The 15,710-nt window shown below is 60.5% G+C and carries 11 protein-coding genes and 1 pseudogene; 3 read left to right on the top strand and 9 right to left on the bottom strand.

Annotated features, from left to right (window positions below):
* Window positions 1–271 precede the first annotated feature (271 nt).
* Complete coding sequence (locus tag NF78_RS09825; protein ID WP_052050061.1) at window positions 272–1,162, bottom strand: hypothetical protein; 891 nt, start codon at window positions 1,160–1,162, stop codon at window positions 272–274.
* A 79-nt stretch (window positions 1,163–1,241) separates the two neighbouring features.
* On the bottom strand, window positions 1,242–2,327 hold the full coding sequence (locus NF78_RS09820; protein WP_035985965.1) for a sirohydrochlorin chelatase: 1,086 nt from the start codon (window positions 2,325–2,327) through the stop codon (window positions 1,242–1,244).
* A gap of 282 nt (window positions 2,328–2,609) precedes the next feature.
* Between NF78_RS09820 and NF78_RS09815 the strand changes: the two genes are divergently transcribed.
* From NF78_RS09815 to hemL, 3 genes are all read left to right on the top strand, one after another.
* The gene (locus tag NF78_RS09815) at window positions 2,610–3,443 is read left to right on the top strand and encodes an ion transporter (RefSeq protein WP_081972709.1); all 834 of its coding nucleotides are present in this window, start codon (window positions 2,610–2,612) and stop codon (window positions 3,441–3,443) included.
* 225 nt (window positions 3,444–3,668) lie between these two features.
* Window positions 3,669–4,823, top strand: coding sequence for a cell division ATP-binding protein FtsE (ftsE, locus tag NF78_RS31825; protein ID WP_225885271.1), 1,155 nt, complete (start codon window positions 3,669–3,671; stop codon window positions 4,821–4,823).
* 248 nt (window positions 4,824–5,071) lie between these two features.
* Window positions 5,072–6,373: a glutamate-1-semialdehyde 2,1-aminomutase gene (gene hemL, locus NF78_RS09800; RefSeq protein ID WP_035985964.1), complete on the top strand. Its 1,302-nt coding sequence runs from the start codon at window positions 5,072–5,074 to the stop codon at window positions 6,371–6,373.
* A 324-nt stretch (window positions 6,374–6,697) separates the two neighbouring features.
* Here hemL and NF78_RS09795 read toward each other — a convergent pair whose 3' ends face one another.
* The 7 genes and pseudogenes from NF78_RS09795 to NF78_RS09765 all read right to left on the bottom strand — a co-directional run bounded on the left by NF78_RS09795 (window position 6,698) and on the right by NF78_RS09765 (window position 15,702).
* Window positions 6,698–7,243: a Uma2 family endonuclease gene (locus NF78_RS09795; RefSeq protein WP_035985963.1), complete on the bottom strand. Its 546-nt coding sequence runs from the start codon at window positions 7,241–7,243 to the stop codon at window positions 6,698–6,700.
* A gap of 157 nt (window positions 7,244–7,400) precedes the next feature.
* Window positions 7,401–7,886 (bottom strand): allophycocyanin subunit alpha-B, encoded by a 486-nt coding sequence (locus tag NF78_RS09790; protein ID WP_035985962.1) that lies wholly within the window; start codon window positions 7,884–7,886, stop codon window positions 7,401–7,403.
* Between the two features lie 227 nt (window positions 7,887–8,113).
* Window positions 8,114–9,079 carry a DnaJ C-terminal domain-containing protein gene (locus NF78_RS09785; RefSeq protein ID WP_035985961.1) on the bottom strand — a complete coding sequence of 322 codons (966 nt, stop codon included), beginning with the start codon at window positions 9,077–9,079 and terminating at the stop codon, window positions 8,114–8,116.
* A gap of 1,012 nt (window positions 9,080–10,091) precedes the next feature.
* Window positions 10,092–11,993, bottom strand: a pseudogene (gene dnaK / locus NF78_RS09780) (molecular chaperone DnaK); the annotation flags it as partial.
* Window positions 11,994–12,195: 202 nt separating this feature from the next.
* The gene (locus NF78_RS09775; RefSeq protein ID WP_035985955.1) at window positions 12,196–12,894 is read right to left on the bottom strand and encodes a response regulator transcription factor; all 699 of its coding nucleotides are present in this window, start codon (window positions 12,892–12,894) and stop codon (window positions 12,196–12,198) included.
* Window positions 12,891–14,366 (bottom strand): ATP-binding protein, encoded by a 1,476-nt coding sequence (locus NF78_RS09770; RefSeq protein WP_225885270.1) that lies wholly within the window; start codon window positions 14,364–14,366, stop codon window positions 12,891–12,893. The genes NF78_RS09775 and NF78_RS09770 overlap by 4 nt, the downstream gene beginning before the upstream one ends.
* A gap of 244 nt (window positions 14,367–14,610) precedes the next feature.
* Window positions 14,611–15,702: a phosphotransferase family protein gene (locus NF78_RS09765; protein ID WP_197064807.1), complete on the bottom strand. Its 1,092-nt coding sequence runs from the start codon at window positions 15,700–15,702 to the stop codon at window positions 14,611–14,613.
* Between the last annotated feature and the right edge of the window lie 8 nt (window positions 15,703–15,710).

The raw sequence follows: 15,710 nt of genomic DNA, 5'->3' as shown, positions 1-15,710 counted from the left end.
GGCGGAACCGGCGTTGCTGATTGTCGGGATGATTTGCCCCCCTAGCCCCCAATGCGTGGGGGGACCGAACAGTCTCAAACGTCCCCCAGCAGTTGGGGGATTTTGAGACTGTGAAAGGACTTTTGCCGCTAAAGATTCATGCCTTGATTCAGCAACGCCCTCCAACCCACAGAATACGCACATTCAACTGCGATCGCAGGTTCCCTTTGTGGTTCGGCTGGCATTGCGTCGGTCATAGAAGTACCCTGATTTCAGGGTACTGGATGCGGCCTTAGGCCGCCTGTTCTGCCGCCTCAGCGGTAGTGGCGAGGGAAATAACTGGGGTGGCGGCGGATTGGGTGGTAAAGCTGTCCCACCGATTGAGATAGGCCGTGAGGTGATGGTCGCCCTGGGCAATGCGATCGCTCAGTAGCCCCCGCACCTGCGCTTCCTCGTCCAAATACTGAGCTTCGCTAAAGAACCCGGCGAATCGCCCCGTCCGCAGCCACACTAGGTAGGTACTCAGGGCGTCGTACTGGCTCTGAACCACGATCGATCGCAAATCTCCCTCGACCCACCAGTCCACCACGTCGTGGGGTTCCGGCCCCACCTGACCGGGAATACCCATCGCTGCCGCCAGTTCGTGCAGAGTCGGCGTCGCCAGGCCCCAACCGCTGAGAACACTTTTCAAATCAACGTGGGCGTCACCGTGACGGCTGAAGTAGTCGCTGCCCCAGCCTTTGTCGGCCCGACGGCAAAAGTCTGCGGCGGTGATGCCTGAGACGAGCCCGCGCTGAAGCAAAATCGGCAGGTCTGCGGTCTGCGAATTGAAGCCTACTAGCTGAGGATGCTGCTGACCGAGATACCCCAGGAACGTAGCAATCAGTTCGCCTTCATCCATCAGGCCATCGAGTTGCCTGGGCAGCGTGGTCAGCCGCAGGTTGATCTCGCCATTGGGTTGCTGCTCTCGAACCACCGCCGAAACCGCAACCACCCGGCACAGGGCCGTTTTGAGGTGGGGCCGAGGTTTTTCCGCCGTGGCCCCAGCCCTGGCCCACATTATCTCAAAGACCTTGGCATCCGACAGCGTGGCGGGCAGACCGTACACGCGCCGCCCCGAGACTGGGTCGGGCACCCACTCCAAGTCAAAGGCGCACACGTGCCGACCAACGGATTTGAACATAGCTGCTCCCTGGGTTACGCTAAAACCTCACCCAGGCCGTTGCCCAGGCGCTGTTTCTAGCATTCCCAACCCCTTTGGGCTAGGGAACTTGCCATGCCCGTTGGTGGTAGTCGTCAGGTTTTGGAAATAGATCGACAGGCTCGCCGTGATGGTGATGCCCATGTCCATGCCCGTGGTCATGATGATGCCCGTGGTCATGATGATGCCCGTGGTCGTGGGTATGTCCTTGATCGTGAGCATGGCCGTGGTCGTGGCTGTGCCCTTGCCCCTGGGGGCCACCCCCGGCAGCGAGACGGAATTTACACATTTCGCAGTTCATCGCCACCTGACCCAGGTGGGTTTCGATCTCGCGATCGCGCAAAATCTGCATCAGCTGCGGGTGGCAGCCCATCTCCGGCAGGTAGCTCACCAGCTGTTCGGGGTGGGCTGCCTGCTCCTGTTCACAGATGCCCATAATCTTTTTGATCAGCACTCCGGTGAAGAGAAAGTAGGGCAGCACAATGATGCGCTTGGGCTCGTACAGCCGGGCACGGCGAAAGCCCTCCTCCAGCCGGGGGTGGGTAATGCCGATAAAGCAAATTTCTACGGTTTTGTAGCGGCTGCCCTCCCACACAATGCGGGCCAGCTTGTAAACATCGCCATTGGCGTCGGGGTCGCTGGCCCCCCGGCCCACAAACAGCAGCACCGTGTCTTCGCGGGCAATGCCAGCGGGGTTAAACCGGGGGGTATCCAGTTCGGCCAGGCGCTCCTGCCACAGCTGAATGATGGCTGGGGTAATGCCAAAGTGGCGACCGTAGTGGAAGGTGACCTGGGGGTGGCGCTGGCGGGCGCGGTCTAGCTCATTGGTGACGTCGAACTTGTTGTGGCGGGCCGCAAACAGCAAAATAGGCAGCACCGAAATGTCGGTGTAGCCCTTCTCCACGCACAGGTCTACGCCGTCTTGGATGGTGGGCTCACTCAGCTCCAAAAAACAGGGGATGACCGGGCGAGAGGTGTCTAGAGCCTGGTAGGCGGCGGCAAACTCCAGCACGCGATCGCGCCCTTCCGCATCCCTGCTGCCGTGGCCCACCAGCAGCAGGGGTCGCTGGGCAGGCAGAGGGGGCCAAGTACCTGACAGGGTAGGAGAAAAATCGTGGAGAGTGGTGAAAATGGGTGCGATCGCCATGGGTGCTCAGATTGCCGCTGTGATACTAAATCTAACCCCTGGTTTGGCCAAAGGGTGGCATCCACAGCGCTATCATCGGCCCTAGGTCAATCCGGGAAACTCACGTTACCCTAGACCCATCTCTGACCTTAAACGCTAGGTTAGCCTTTGGATTACCTTAAAATCCAAACCAGGGCCAAAGACAAGGTCAGTAAAAATTTGCAGCCAGATAAAAATCGGTCTGCTTGGTCATCTTAGCCCAGTAATGGGCACAGAACCATCCTGGGGGTGGGCATTAACACAGTGGAAAAACCGATAGAGCTAAATCAGAAGGACTGGCGCGATGGCCAAAGGGGGCAGCTCCGCGATCGTCTGCGCAACGAATTAAACACCACTGACACCCTGGCGGGGCGGCTGATTAACGGCGCGATCGTACTGCTCATTTTTCTGTCCGCCGTCATTTTTGTTCTCAAAACCTACCCCATTTCACCGACCCTCGACAGCTGGTTAAACCGCCTCGACTGGCTGATTGTACTGGCCTTCACCCTTGAATACGGCCTCCGACTTTGGGTAGCCCCTCGCCCCTGGCACTATGCCTTCAGCCTCTACGGACTGATCGATTTCATCGCCATCCTGCCCTCCTGGATTGGTATTTTTGACATCCGATTTCTGCGCTTTTTCAGATCGCTACGCATTTTGCGGCTGGTGCATATCTTCAACAATCGGCTGTGGTTCGGCCAGGTGACTAGCGCCGACAGCCTGATCTTGATCCGCATTTTGTTGACCCTGGGCACGATTATTTTTATCTACTCCGGCCTGATTTTTCAGGTCGAAAGTTCCAGCCATCCGGAGACCTTTGGCACCTTCCTCGATGCGGTTTATTTTGCCGTCGTCACCATGACCACCGTCGGCTACGGCGACGTCACCCCAGTGTCAGAAGCTGGTCGGGGGCTCACCGTCATGATGATCCTTACCGGCATTGCCCTCATCCCCACCCAAATTAGCAGGCTAATTCGACAGCTGAGCAAAGTTTCTCGGTCCCAGCACCTTCCCTGCCCCGGCTGCGGCCTCACGCTGCACGACGGCGATGCTCAGTTTTGCAAACATTGCGGTACGCTTCTAGGACCAGAGCCCTAACCCCCCAGACCGCGCCAGCCGACCTCATCCAGTCGCCGTGTCCTAGGTAACAGAACGTGACGATTATTGAAAAAACAAATATGCCTTTTGCCAGCCAGGGTCTTTCCGGTACAATGGCCACCCAAAAGCCATGTCAGCCCCGTCCCTGGCGCTGGCTGCGCAGTTGATCCGTTTTGGCTAGGCTCATGCCCGAGCTAGCTCAACCCACCTCAGTTAGGACGCTCCATGACTTCTGTGCTCCATCGCCCCACTGACCATGCCAAGCTCTCCAGCCTGCCAGAGGAGGTCAGGGCTCGACTGCAGGACCGATTCAAGCTTGTGGTGCCGGCCCGCCCTAGCATCGGTTCCTCCCCCTCCCCGGAACTCGACGCGGCCCCTCCCAGCGACCCCAACGTGCAGCCCATTGTTTCGCTGACCAATGTTGAGAAGACCTACGGCAACGGCAGCAAAGCGCTTATGGGCGTCAACCTCAGCGTCAACCCCGGCGACTTTCTCTTTGTCACCGGCCCTTCGGGATCCGGCAAATCGACCCTGCTAAAGCTGCTCTACGGCTACGAGCGCCCCACCAGTGGCAGCATTCTGGTAGCCGACGAACCGATCTCAAACCTGCGCGGCAATCGCCTGGCCATGATGCGGCGGCGCATTGGCGTCGTGTTCCAGGACTACAAACTGATTCCCAAACGCACCGTAGCCGAGAACGTAGCCTTCGTACTCTGGGCCCAGGGGTTTAGCCGCAAAGAAATTCACCGTCGCCTCTGGCCTACGCTCAAAATGGTGGGTTTGCAGGGCAAGGCCCAGTGCTTCCCCGATGAGCTGTCCGGCGGCGAACAGCAGCGCGTGAGTATCGCTCGCGCCGTGGTCAACACCCCACCCCTACTGCTGGCCGACGAACCCACGGGCAACCTGGACGCCGACAACTCCCTGCAGGTGATCAAAATCCTGAAAAAGCTTAACTCCATTGGCATTACCGTCATCGTCACCACCCACGACGAGCATCTGGTGCGAATCTCCAACCTGGGGGAGGTGCTGGGTAAGTACCACCCCCACGGCGACACGGCGGTGTACGACGCCCTGCCTACGCTCAAAATGGTGGGTTTGCAGGGCAAGGCCCAGTGCTTCCCCGATGAGCTGTCCGGCGGCGAACAGCAGCGCGTGAGTATCGCTCGCGCCGTGGTCAACACCCCACCCCTACTGCTGGCCGACGAACCCACGGGCAACCTGGACGCCGACAACTCCCTGCAGGTGATCAAAATCCTGAAAAAGCTTAACTCCATTGGCATTACCGTCATCGTCACCACCCACGACGAGCATCTGGTGCGAATCTCCAACCACCCCGTAGTGCAGATCAAGAACGGTCGCCTCCACCACCTGCGCCGCTAACACTACATTCCTTAACATCTGGCAGTACGCCTTCTCCAATCAATAGGATAATGATCAGAGCTAACCTTCGGATGGCCAAATCCTAGGGCTATCATCAATTAGCTGCTAAACGCTCAAATCAAGGGTTATAGCCCCTAGCCTGTCTTTTGGGTCGGGCGTGGCAAGGCTTGATATACCGGGCTTTTGGCCACAGTTGATGACATAACTCTAGGCCATCGAATGCTTTTCGACTCTGAGAGGAACGTGCTTTGGTCAGTACAGCCCCGTTTAAAACAGCAAAATCACAGGAAATTTTTACCGCCGCTCAAAATCTGATGCCTGGTGGCGTCAGCTCTCCGGTACGAGCCTTCAAATCGGTGGGCGGACAGCCGATTGTGTTTGACCGGGTCAAGGGTGCCTACATCTGGGATGTAGACGGCAATCAGTACATCGACTACGTGGGCACCTGGGGGCCCGCCATCTGCGGCCATGCCCATCCCGAGGTGCTGGCAGCCCTGTCGGCAGCGCTCGAAAAGGGCACTAGCTTCGGCGCGCCCTGCTATCTCGAAAACGTGCTGGCCGAAATGGTAATTCAGGCCGTGCCCAGCATCGAGATGGTGCGCTTTGTTAACTCCGGCACCGAGGCCTGTATGGCGGTCCTGCGGCTGATGCGCGCCTACACCGGACGCGACAAAATCATCAAATTTTCCGGCTGCTACCACGGCCATGCCGACATGTTTCTGGTGCAGGCTGGCTCTGGCGTTGCCACCCTGGGCCTGCCCGACTCCCCCGGCGTCCCCAAAGCTGCCACCAGCGCCACCCTCACCGCCCCCTACAACGACCTCGAAGCGGTCAAAACCCTGTTCGCGCAGAACCCCGGCGAAATTGCTGGGGTGATTCTCGAACCCGTGGTCGGCAACTCTGGCTTTATTACCCCCGACGGCGGTTTCCTGGAGGGGCTGCGGGAAATCACCCGCGAAAATGACGCCCTGCTGGTGTTTGACGAAGTGATGACCGGCTTCCGCATTGCCTACGGCGGTGCCCAGGCCAAGTTCAATATCACCCCCGACCTCACCACTCTGGGTAAGGTGATCGGCGGTGGGCTACCCGTAGGAGCCTACGGCGGTCGCCGCGACATTATGGAAATGGTCGCCCCCGCTGGCCCGGTGTACCAGGCGGGTACCCTGTCGGGCAACCCCCTGGCCATGACGGCGGGCATCAAGACCCTGGAGCTACTCCAGCGCCCGGGCACCTACGATGAGCTGGAACGGTTGACGGCGAAACTCACCGATGGCCTGCTGCAGGCGGCCCGCGACACCGGCCATGAGGTTTGCGGTGGCCACATCAGCGCCATGTTTGGCATGTTCTTCCACCCCGGCCCCATCACCAAGTTTGAAGACGCCAAGGGGTCTGACCTGGAGAAGTTTAGCCGCTTCCACCGGGGCATGCTAGAGCGCGGGGTATATCTGGCCCCGTCACAGTACGAGGCCGGGTTCACCTCGTTGGCCCACACCGATGCGGATATCGACGCCACCATCGCCGCCGCCCGCGACGTATTAGCCTCGCTGTAGGTAGAGAAAGATTCGCTGTTGCCCAAAACCCCAGAGTTCTTGAAGAACTCTGGGGTTTGCTGTTGATACACAACTGATCACTCAATCAATTCAAGCTAAACGTCCGTTAGGTCACAGCCAGCATTAGGCGAGCGTTATGCCCATAGAAAAGTTGAGATATGAAGTTGATCGTCAATCGGGTAGTCACCACTATCGTTCCTACGCTCCGCGTGGGAATGCTCCCGCTGGCGCTTTGCGCCCCTGCCCCAGAGGACGCAGAGCGTCCGCGATGGCCGTGTCCACCCAGAGCGTGGGCACGAGACAAAACTTACCGAAACAACTCGGTTAGGGGGTGCTGAACTCGGGTAGTAAAGGTGAGGCCAGCGTGTCACCCACCAGAAGGGTGCCAACGATTTGAAGCTGGGCATTGCTGCGACGGTAGATTTCCAGCGTTTTGAGCTGCCAGTTCACAATCCAGTACTCCTGCACACCGTAGCGGGAGTAGAGCTTGAGCTTGACCTCCTTATCGCGCTGCTCGTTGAGGTCGCCGGGGGAGAGGATTTCAACCATCAGTTCTGGGGCGACGATCAGGTGCCCGGCATCGTCGAGGCCATTGGCCAAGCGCTCATAGCTAACCCACACCACATCGGGGATAACTGCGTCGGTCGGGGAGAATACGACGCCGGGAGCCTGAAAGGCTGCGCCTAAGCCCGTTTCCTCAGACCAGCGCTCCAAGCGCATGTGCAGCTTCCCAGCGGCACCTTGATGGCGAATGTGGGGGGCGCGGGTCACGTAGAGTTCTCCGTCGATGATTTCGTAGCGCTTCCAGCCGCCGTCGTCGGGCATGGCGGCGAGGTCGCGGATGGTCCAGGGCTGGGAGTTGGCAACCATGGCGGTACAGGGTGGGTGTGCCTCTAGTGTAGTGGGTCTGTCTGCAAGGGTGGTTGAGGGAGTGCGGATGGGAAAAGGGCGATCGCCCTGGAAATTCCCCCCTAAAGCAAAACCCCGGCTTCTTTGAAAAGCCGGGGTTTACAGTGCTGGCTAGAGCTTAGGACATCGCCTGGATAATGTAGTCGAAGTAGGGGGCCGTTTCGGCGGCGTCTTCGTCGGGCAGCAGGTTTAGCGACGCCTCTTTGAGGCAGCGGATGGCTTCGGCCATACCGGGCACGGGAACATCCAGAGCGTTGTACATTTCGCGGACGCCCACAATCCCGATGGCCTCAATGGGAGTCTGGTCACCGGCCAGTACACCATAGGTGACCAGCCGCAGGTACCAGCCATAGTCGCGAATGCAGAGGGAGCGCTGCTTTTGGCCGTAGGCGTTACCGCCGGGGGCGATGAAGTCGGGCCGCCGCCGCCACAGCTCTCTGCTGGCCTGGTCAACAATCTTTTTCTCGTTTTCAGACAGGGTGGCGGCAATGCGGGTGCGCTGCTCGCCAGTCTTCAAAAAGTCTTCAATGGCCTTGAGCTCGCCGGTGGTTGGATAGCGCAGCTCGTCGTCGGCATTCAAAATAACTTGGCTAACAACAGACATAGTTAAAAATGACGGGATGACCTTTTTCCATTGATAGTTTAGCGACTTGGGGGACGCCAGGGAAAGTCAACTTCTCATTTAGTTGGCAATAGGGAACGCGGCCTCAGAGAGCTGGCGGGGGCAGAAACTGCGTTAAAAGGTCTGTTTTGTAGGCATTTATAGCGTTTAATTCATGTTTTACCCCTGAGAAACCAGAGAGTTATTGTAACGTTTTTGAAACAATTGAGTCAGTTGAACAGGTCCGCACGGGGGCGAAAGCGCTCGGTTTGGCGCAGCTCTTCGTAGAGGGCTTTTTCGCGATCGCTCAGTCCAATCGGCACTACCACCTCCAGTTCCACAATTTGATCCCCTCGCCGTTCCTGCCCGGCCAGGTAGCCGCACCCCGGCAACTGAATGATCTGCCCCGTTTGGGCTCCCTGGGGTAGGGTAGTGCGCACAGGGCCGTCGAGGGTAGGAATGTCGATGGTGCTGCCCAGGGCGGCTTCGCTGGGCGTAATCGGGACTCGACAGTACACGTCGTTGCCCTGGAGGGTGTAGAACGGGTGCGGGTCCACCTGAATGCGCAGGTACAGATTGCCACCGCCAATGCCCTGACCGCGCAGGCGAATGCGCTGGCCCGTGATCATGCCGGCGGGCATATTGACCTCAAGCGATCGCCCGTCTTCCAGGCGAATGCGCTCACGCCCGCCTCGAAAGGCTTTTTCGAGGGGAATGGTGAGATCGGCCTCGGCGTCACGGCGACCTGTGGTAGCTGAGGCTTGGCGGGACGGGGGGTTATCGTCGGCATAGCCATTGTCGTGGACAGCCTGGTCCGCCCCCCGCCGGGGGCTGGGTCGACGATTGAGCAGCTGATCGACAAAGACATTGAAATCGGGAAACTCGCCAAAGCCAAAGTCTTCCAGGGAAATGCGGCCGCCGAAGATGTCGCCAACCACCGATTTGCCCTGGCCTTTCTTAAAGCCCTCCTGCTGCCAGTACTCGCTAAATTTTTCGTACTGGGCTCGCTTTTCGTCGTCGGAGAGGACGGTATAGGCTTCGCTCAGCAGCTTGAACTGGTCCTCTGCGGCCCGATCGCCGGGGTTGAGGTCGGGGTGGTACTGCCGCGCTAGCTTGCGGTAGGCCTGCTTGATGTCGCTAAAGGTTGCCTCTCTAGAAACCCCCAGAATCTCGTAGTAGTTCCGAAAGTTCTCCATCGAGTCGTCGGTAAGTGAGTGAGTAAGTCATGCGGGGGATAGGTCGACCAGGTCAGAGCCACTCGTCGCGATCGCTCCAATTGTCGTCATCGTAACGGGGGGCGGGGCGACGATCCACCGAGCGCTCTGGGCCGGAATTGCTGGGGCTCCCTCGCTCCGGAGCAGCGGCAGGGCGGGGACGACCTTCCGCAGCGGGCCGACTCGGCGGTGCCGACTGGCCCCAGGGGTCGTCATCCCAGCTGGTTGGGGGAGGATTCTGGGGCGTTCTGGCCGGGGGGGCTTCGCGCCCGTAGGGGTCGTAGCCCTGGTTTTCCTCTGGGTAACGGGGAGCGCTGTACTCTGACTCAGGAGGGGTTGAGCGATCGTAGCGATCGCCGTAGCTGCCGGCGCCAGATTCACCATTGCTGGGGCGACCTGGTTCAGAGGTTGGCGCTGGACCATAGCCTGACTGGTCGTAGCCTGGCTGACCATAGTCCTGACGGCCATAGTCCTGGCCGCCGTAGTCCTGACGGCCATAGTCCGACTGATCGTAGCGGGGCGATTCGCCTGGCGATCTGTAGTCCTGGCGATCGTAGTTTTGGCTCCCGTAGCCCTGTTGACCGTAGCCCTGTTGACCGTAGTCCTGCTGACCGTAGTCCTGTTGACCATAGCCCTGGCGGCCATAGTCTGAAGCGGGGGGCTGGGAACGACCGGGCTCGGGGGAGCGGCCCGCATCGTAGCCAGAGCTACCGTAGCCAGGGCTGCCGTAACCGCGATCGGCCCCACCCCTATCACCATAGCCATAGCCCTGACCGCCATAGCCCGGATCGGTGTAGCCCTGGCTGTTGTAGCCCTGACTGCCATACCCCTGGTTGTTGTAGCCCTGCCCGCTGTAGCCGGTGGTGCCGTAGGCACGGTTGTCGTAGGCGGGGCTGTCGTAGCGCTGTCCGCCCGCTCCACCTCGGTTGTCGTAGTCCCAGTCGTCGTCCCAGTTGCCCCAGGACGGCGACCCCTGGTAGCCATAGCTGGGCCGGGCATCCAGGTCGTCGTCAAAGGCAAAGGTTTTTTTCAGGGTGCTGCCGATCTGCCCCAAAATACCGCCTTCGGGAGCGTCATCGGCTTCGTACAGGTAGGCCTCGCGGTTGAGGTCGTACAGTTCGTCCTGAAGTTCGGCCTGGGCAATATCAATGCCGCGCTCGTCGCTCTGCTCCAGGTAGTCACGCAGTTCCTGCACCAGTCCCTCAATGCGGCGACGGCGATCGCGGGCAAACTGCATGCCAAAGTCGAGGGCTACCTCCCGCAGCAGCCGCTCCGCCTGGAAGGTGAGCGCCTCGGCCCGGTTGCGCTTCTCCACCCGCTCCCGCTGGAGGCGATCGGTCTCGGCAAATTCCTCCGCCTCACGGATCATGCGCTGCACTTCGCCCTCTTCCAGGTTGGATGCCCCCTGCACCGTCAGGCTCTGCTCGCGCCCGGTGGTTTTGTCCATTGCCGACACCTGCAAAATGCCGTTGGCGTCGATATCAAAGGACACCAGCACCTGGGGCACGCCGCGCGGCGCGGGGGGAATGCCCATCAGCTTGAAGCGGCCCAGGGACTTGTTGTCGGCCCCCATCTCGCGCTCCCCCTGGAGTACGTGGACTTCTACCGAGGTCTGGTTGTTCTCGGAGGTGGAGAAAATGTCGGAGCGCCGCACCGGAATCGTGGTGTTGCGGGGAATTACCTTCTTCATCACACCGCCGATGGTCTCCAGCCCCAGGGACAGGGAGGTGACATCCAGCAGCATGATGTCCTGCACCTCCTGGGTGATGATGCCCGCCTGCACCGCCGCACCCACGGCCACGGCTTCATCGGGATTCACCGCCTGGCTGGGTTCGAGGCCAATCAGCCCCCGCACCAGGTCCTGCACCATAGGCATGCGGCTGCCGCCCCCCACCAGCACCACCTCGTCGATGTCGTTGGGAGTCAGGCCCGCATCACTCAGGGCCTGCTTCAGCGGGGCGCGCAGGGCGCTGACCAGATCGCCGCAGAGGCCTTCAAACTGCGATCGGCTGAGGCGGGTCTCAATGTGTTTGGGGCCGTCGGGACTGGCGGTGATAAAGGGCAGGCTGATCTCGGTGCTGGCCACCCCCGACAGCTCGATCTTGGCCTTTTCTGCCGCCTCGGTTAGCCGCTGGAGAGCCTGGCGATCTTTGCGCAGATCAATCCCTTCGGTTTCGAGGAACTGGTCCGCCAGCCAGTCGACAATTTTGGTATCGAAGTTGGTGCCCCCCAGCTGGGTATCCCCCGAGGTCGATCGCACCTCAAACACGCCGTCGCCCACATCGAGAATGGACACGTCGAAGGTGCCGCCCCCCAGGTCGAACACCAGAATGGTTTCGTTTTGGGCCTGGTCCAGCCCGTAGGCCAGCGCCGCCGCCGTCGGCTCGTTGAGAATGCGCTTTACCTCCAGCCCAGCAATCCGTCCGGCATTGCGGGTGGCCTGACGCTGAGCATCGTTGAAGTAGGCGGGTACGGTGATCACCGCCCCGGTTACCGGCTGACCCAGGTAGCGGCTGGCCTCATCCGCCAGCTTGCGCAGCACGATGGCCGAAATTTCCTCGGGGGCAAAGTCTTTTTCGAGCCGCGGACAGCGAATTTTGACGTTGCCCAGGTCATCGCGGCGAATGGTGTAGGGCACCCGCTTGGAGGAAGGGTCCAGCTCAGCGTAGCGACGGCCCATGTAGCGCTTGACGCCGTAGAAGGTATTTTGGGGGTTGAGCACCGCCTGCCGACGGGCCATCTGGCCCACCAGGCGCTCGCCCTCTTTGCTAAAGGCCACCACCGAGGGCGTCGTGCGCATCCCCTCGGCGTTGGCAATTACCACCGGCTTGCCGCCCTCCATTACAGAGACCACTGAGTTGGTCGTGCCCAGGTCGATGCCAACTACTTTTCCCATTCGCTCTGGCGTCTCCTTATCTGTCTGTCTGCGTGCTCAATGAAGGTTAGCACCGGGAGGGCAACGCTTCTGCCAACCTACTTACATCTACTTTCTTAATGATAGTCTGTCACAGGCTGGCCTAGATTCTACCCTATGGGTTCTGCCCCAGGATGGCGGCCGCAAACCGGGTACCCTGGCCCCCCGCTGGCCTGGCAGCGATCTAGCTGGCGGTAGCGATGTCGATCGCTTCGGGCAGGACCATGCGATAGCCCATGCCGCGTACGGTTTCGATGCAGTGGCTGCCCAGTTTTTTGCGCAGGTAGCCCACGTACACATCGACAATGTTGGAGCCGGGGTCGTAGCCGTAGCCCCAGGCCAAGTCGAGCAGCTGTTCGCGGCTGAGCACCTGCCCGGCGTGGCGCATGAAGGTTTCGGTCAGAATAAACTCCCGGGCCGACAGCTCAACGCCCTGGCCCCCCACCTGCACCTGGCGACTGATTAGATCGAGCACAACCGCGCCTACGTTCAGGGTTGTTTTGGCCGGGTCGGGGACAGCTTGCACCGATCGCAGCCGGGCGCGAATCCGAGCCAGCAGTTCCTCAAACCGAAAGGGCTTGGTAACGTAGTCGTCGGCCCCAGCTTCCAGCCCGGTCACTTTGTCGTAGAGGTCATCGCGGGCGGTGAGCAGAATGATTGGCCTGGCAAAACCTTGACCTCGCAAGGCCTCTAGCACGGTCATTCCGTCGCGATCGGGCAGGCCCAGGTCGAGGATAACCAGATCAAACTCGCCCTCCAACGCCGCTGCAATTCCGCTTTCGCCAGTCTCGGTGTGGGTGGTGACAAAGCCGTGAGCCTTTAGACCTTTTTCTAAAAACGAGGCGATGCGTGGTTCGTCTTCGACGATGAGAATGCGACTCATGGCTGGAACTCCTGAAGCGGTTTGAGGGGTAGAACCAGGGTAAAGGTCGCCCCGCGCTCAGGCTGGCTGGTGAGCTGAATGGTGCCACCGTGGGCCTGCACTATGGCCTCCACGATCGCCAGCCCCAGGCCAGAGCCTTCGGAGCGCCGGTAGCGACTTCGGCCCCGCACAAAGCGCTGAAAAATGCGGTCCTGATCCGCCGGATCAATGCCTTCGCCGGTATCGCGCACCCAGAGGTGGACCTGGTTCTGGCGGCGCTCAGACCCAAGGGCAATGGTGTCACCCGGACGGGTGTGCTGGGTGGCGTTCTGTGCCAGATTTACAATCGCCTCGGTCAGGCGCTGGCGATCGCCCACCAGCGGCCCATTGGCCACCGCCTCCAGCTGCCACTGGCGATCGCCCAGGGCGGTAATTTTGGCGAATAGCTCTTCGGTGAATACCGTCAGGTCGATGGGCTCAGGAAACAGAAAGTCGGGCCGTTCCGCCTTGGCCAAGAGCATCAGCTCGTCGATGAAGCGGCTGATGCGATCCAGCTCGTCAATGACGATATCGAGGGTTTCCCGCTGCTCTTCGGGGGTGGTGCCCATGAGTTCTAGATGGCCGCGAATGATGGTGATCGGCGTGCGCAGTTCGTGACCGACGTCGTTGAGCAGCTGCCGCTGGCTGGTGAAGGTGGCCTCGATGCGATCGAGCATGTCGTTGAAGGTGCGGGTCAACTCCGCAATGTCTCCGGTGGCCCCGTCCAGGGGAATGCGCTCAGTCAGGTTGGCCTCAGTAATAGAGCGGGCGGTGTGACTCAGCAGCCGCAGGGGGGCCAGTACCTTACCCGCCGCAAACCAGGCCAGGGCCGAGGCGATCGCCAACACCACCAGCATTACCCGGGCAATGATCCACACCGCCTCGTCAATCTCGGCGCGATCGCGATCGATCAGGTGGGCCACCACAAACAGGCCATTGGTAGAGGCGGCGGGATTACCCATCGGGGCGATCGGCTCCGTCAGGTAGAGCACCGTACCCGCCAGGGTGTTTTGGCTGTCCTGGATGGGCTGGGTCAGGGTGCTCCACTGGGTCATCAGGGGACTGTCTGGGCGCAGGGGCAGGGGCAGCGCCAGGGAGCTGGCCTTGTAAAATTCGCCGTCCACCAGGGTCAGCAGGTACTCGTTATCCTGGGGCACATTGCGCGACAAAAACACATCGAAAATCGCCTCTATGTCGTCCCCAAAAAGCTCGCCAGTTTCTGGGTTGCGGCCACTGCGGAGCTGACGAAATTCCTCCACCTCCTGATAGAGGGACTGCTCCACCCGCTCCTCCAGTCGCGCCAGCAGCAACTGCCGCACCGTCAGCACCGAGGCCAACCCCGACAGCGCCATCAGTACCAGGTACCAGAGTAAAATGCGAGTCCTGGCCTCGGCCAACCGCCGCCGCCACCCCACCAGCCCCGCCGGGAACACCCCAAAAGACCGAGTTTTCAAGGCAGGATCAGTGATAAAAAGACAAACCGAGTACGATTTTAGACCGACTCCAGGGGGCGATCGCCTATTCCCCCGGGGAGATTTCCCCACCGCCCCGAACGTCTGACCCCGTGAGAGGGCAGCATCCGTAGGGTGGGTTAGGCGGCCCATCTACCCTGACGTTAACCATAGACCTATTGCTCCGCCGTAACCCACCATAGACTCGGTTGCTTATTTCATACCTGGGTTCACAACGCCTCTGTCCTTATCGCTTGGTCGAATCCTCCCGATTTAGCAGGGTCTCTAAACGCATCTCGCCCTGGGCCAGTAGGGCCTCGGTAAAGAGGCGACGGCGGTTAATGCGGTTGCTGATGTGGATGTGGCGCACCAGGGTCAGGGTGGTGTAGAGATCGATCTCGCGACCCAGGGCATCGGCAGAGCGAGCGTTGCCGTAGGCCTCACTATAGGCGGACTTTAAAGTGACTTCGCGATCGCCCATCGCCCCCGCATCCCCCAGTTCCCTCAGGCTTTGCTCGGTGATGTGGGCGATGAAGTTGCCAATGTCCACTGCGGGCGGCCCCTGGCAGCAGAGGTCGAGGTCCACTAGCCACAGGTGAGACCCATCGACCAGGATTTGGTCGGCGTAAAAGTCGCGGTGGATGAGGGTGTAGGGAGTGGTTGTGGGGTTGCAGGGTTGCGGGGTTGCGAGGTGGCGGGGATTGTCCATAGCGTGGACATTTGCTATTAGCCCGGCGACTTCAGCCCCGGGATCGGGGAATTGGGCGGCGAGGCGATCGCAGGCATCCAGCACCCAAGCAATCCGTGCGGCCCATTGGGGGTGTTGGGCGGCGACCAGAGGCAGGCGATCGCGCAAAATCTTCAGCTCATCCGCCAGGGTGTGGGTTTTGGCGGTGGGCAGGGGGGTCCGGTGCAGCTTGTAGGCCAGGGCAGCGACGCGGGGCATCAGGGCCACGCCATCAGGGCCGTTCAGCCGCTCGGTAAGGGGCACACCGGGTACCCGGCGCTGGAGGATCATGTGCCAGTCAGGCACCAGCCCCAGGGGTTCGGGGGTGGAGAAGCCGTCGGCGCTGGCGGCGTCCCAGCCATGGTGCCAGAGGGCTTGCTGGATCTGGTAGGTGGTGCGATCGGTGCCCTTGGCGCGAATTTTGCCCAGCAGGGTCAGGGGGCCAACCGCCGTTTCGGCCTGGTATTCCACCAGGGCGCGGCGACCGACCTTGTGGCGCACCAGGTTTGCCGTCGTAACCTGCTTGAGCGTGGGGATCGCGCCCTGGAGTTGCCTTTGGGCTTGCGTCCGGTCTAGGGCCTCTTCTAAAAATGGAATTTTGATATCAAGCACGCTCAATT

The sequence above is a fragment of the Leptolyngbya sp. KIOST-1 genome (assembly GCF_000763385.1).
In the GTDB taxonomy this organism is placed as follows: Bacteria; Cyanobacteriota; Cyanobacteriia; order Phormidesmidales; family Phormidesmidaceae; genus Nodosilinea.
The sequence above is the reverse complement of the archived record's forward strand: the minus strand, read 5'-3'. Positions and strand labels throughout refer to the sequence as shown.

What these genes read in the sequence shown, in the direction of transcription:
- NF78_RS09825 (WP_052050061.1), bottom strand. Translation starts at nt 1,162, where the DNA reads ATGTTCAAATCCGTTGGTCGGCACGTGTGCGCCTTTGACTTGGAGTGG.
- NF78_RS09820 (WP_035985965.1), bottom strand. Translation starts at nt 2,327, where the DNA reads ATGGCGATCGCACCCATTTTCACCACTCTCCACGATTTTTCTCCTACC.
- ftsE (WP_225885271.1), top strand. Translation starts at nt 3,669, where the DNA reads ATGACTTCTGTGCTCCATCGCCCCACTGACCATGCCAAGCTCTCCAGC.
- NF78_RS09795 (WP_035985963.1), bottom strand. Translation starts at nt 7,243, where the DNA reads ATGGTTGCCAACTCCCAGCCCTGGACCATCCGCGACCTCGCCGCCATG.
- NF78_RS09790 (WP_035985962.1), bottom strand. Translation starts at nt 7,886, where the DNA reads ATGTCTGTTGTTAGCCAAGTTATTTTGAATGCCGACGACGAGCTGCGC.
- NF78_RS09785 (WP_035985961.1), bottom strand. Translation starts at nt 9,079, where the DNA reads ATGGAGAACTTTCGGAACTACTACGAGATTCTGGGGGTTTCTAGAGAG.
- NF78_RS09775 (WP_035985955.1), bottom strand. Translation starts at nt 12,894, where the DNA reads ATGAGTCGCATTCTCATCGTCGAAGACGAACCACGCATCGCCTCGTTT.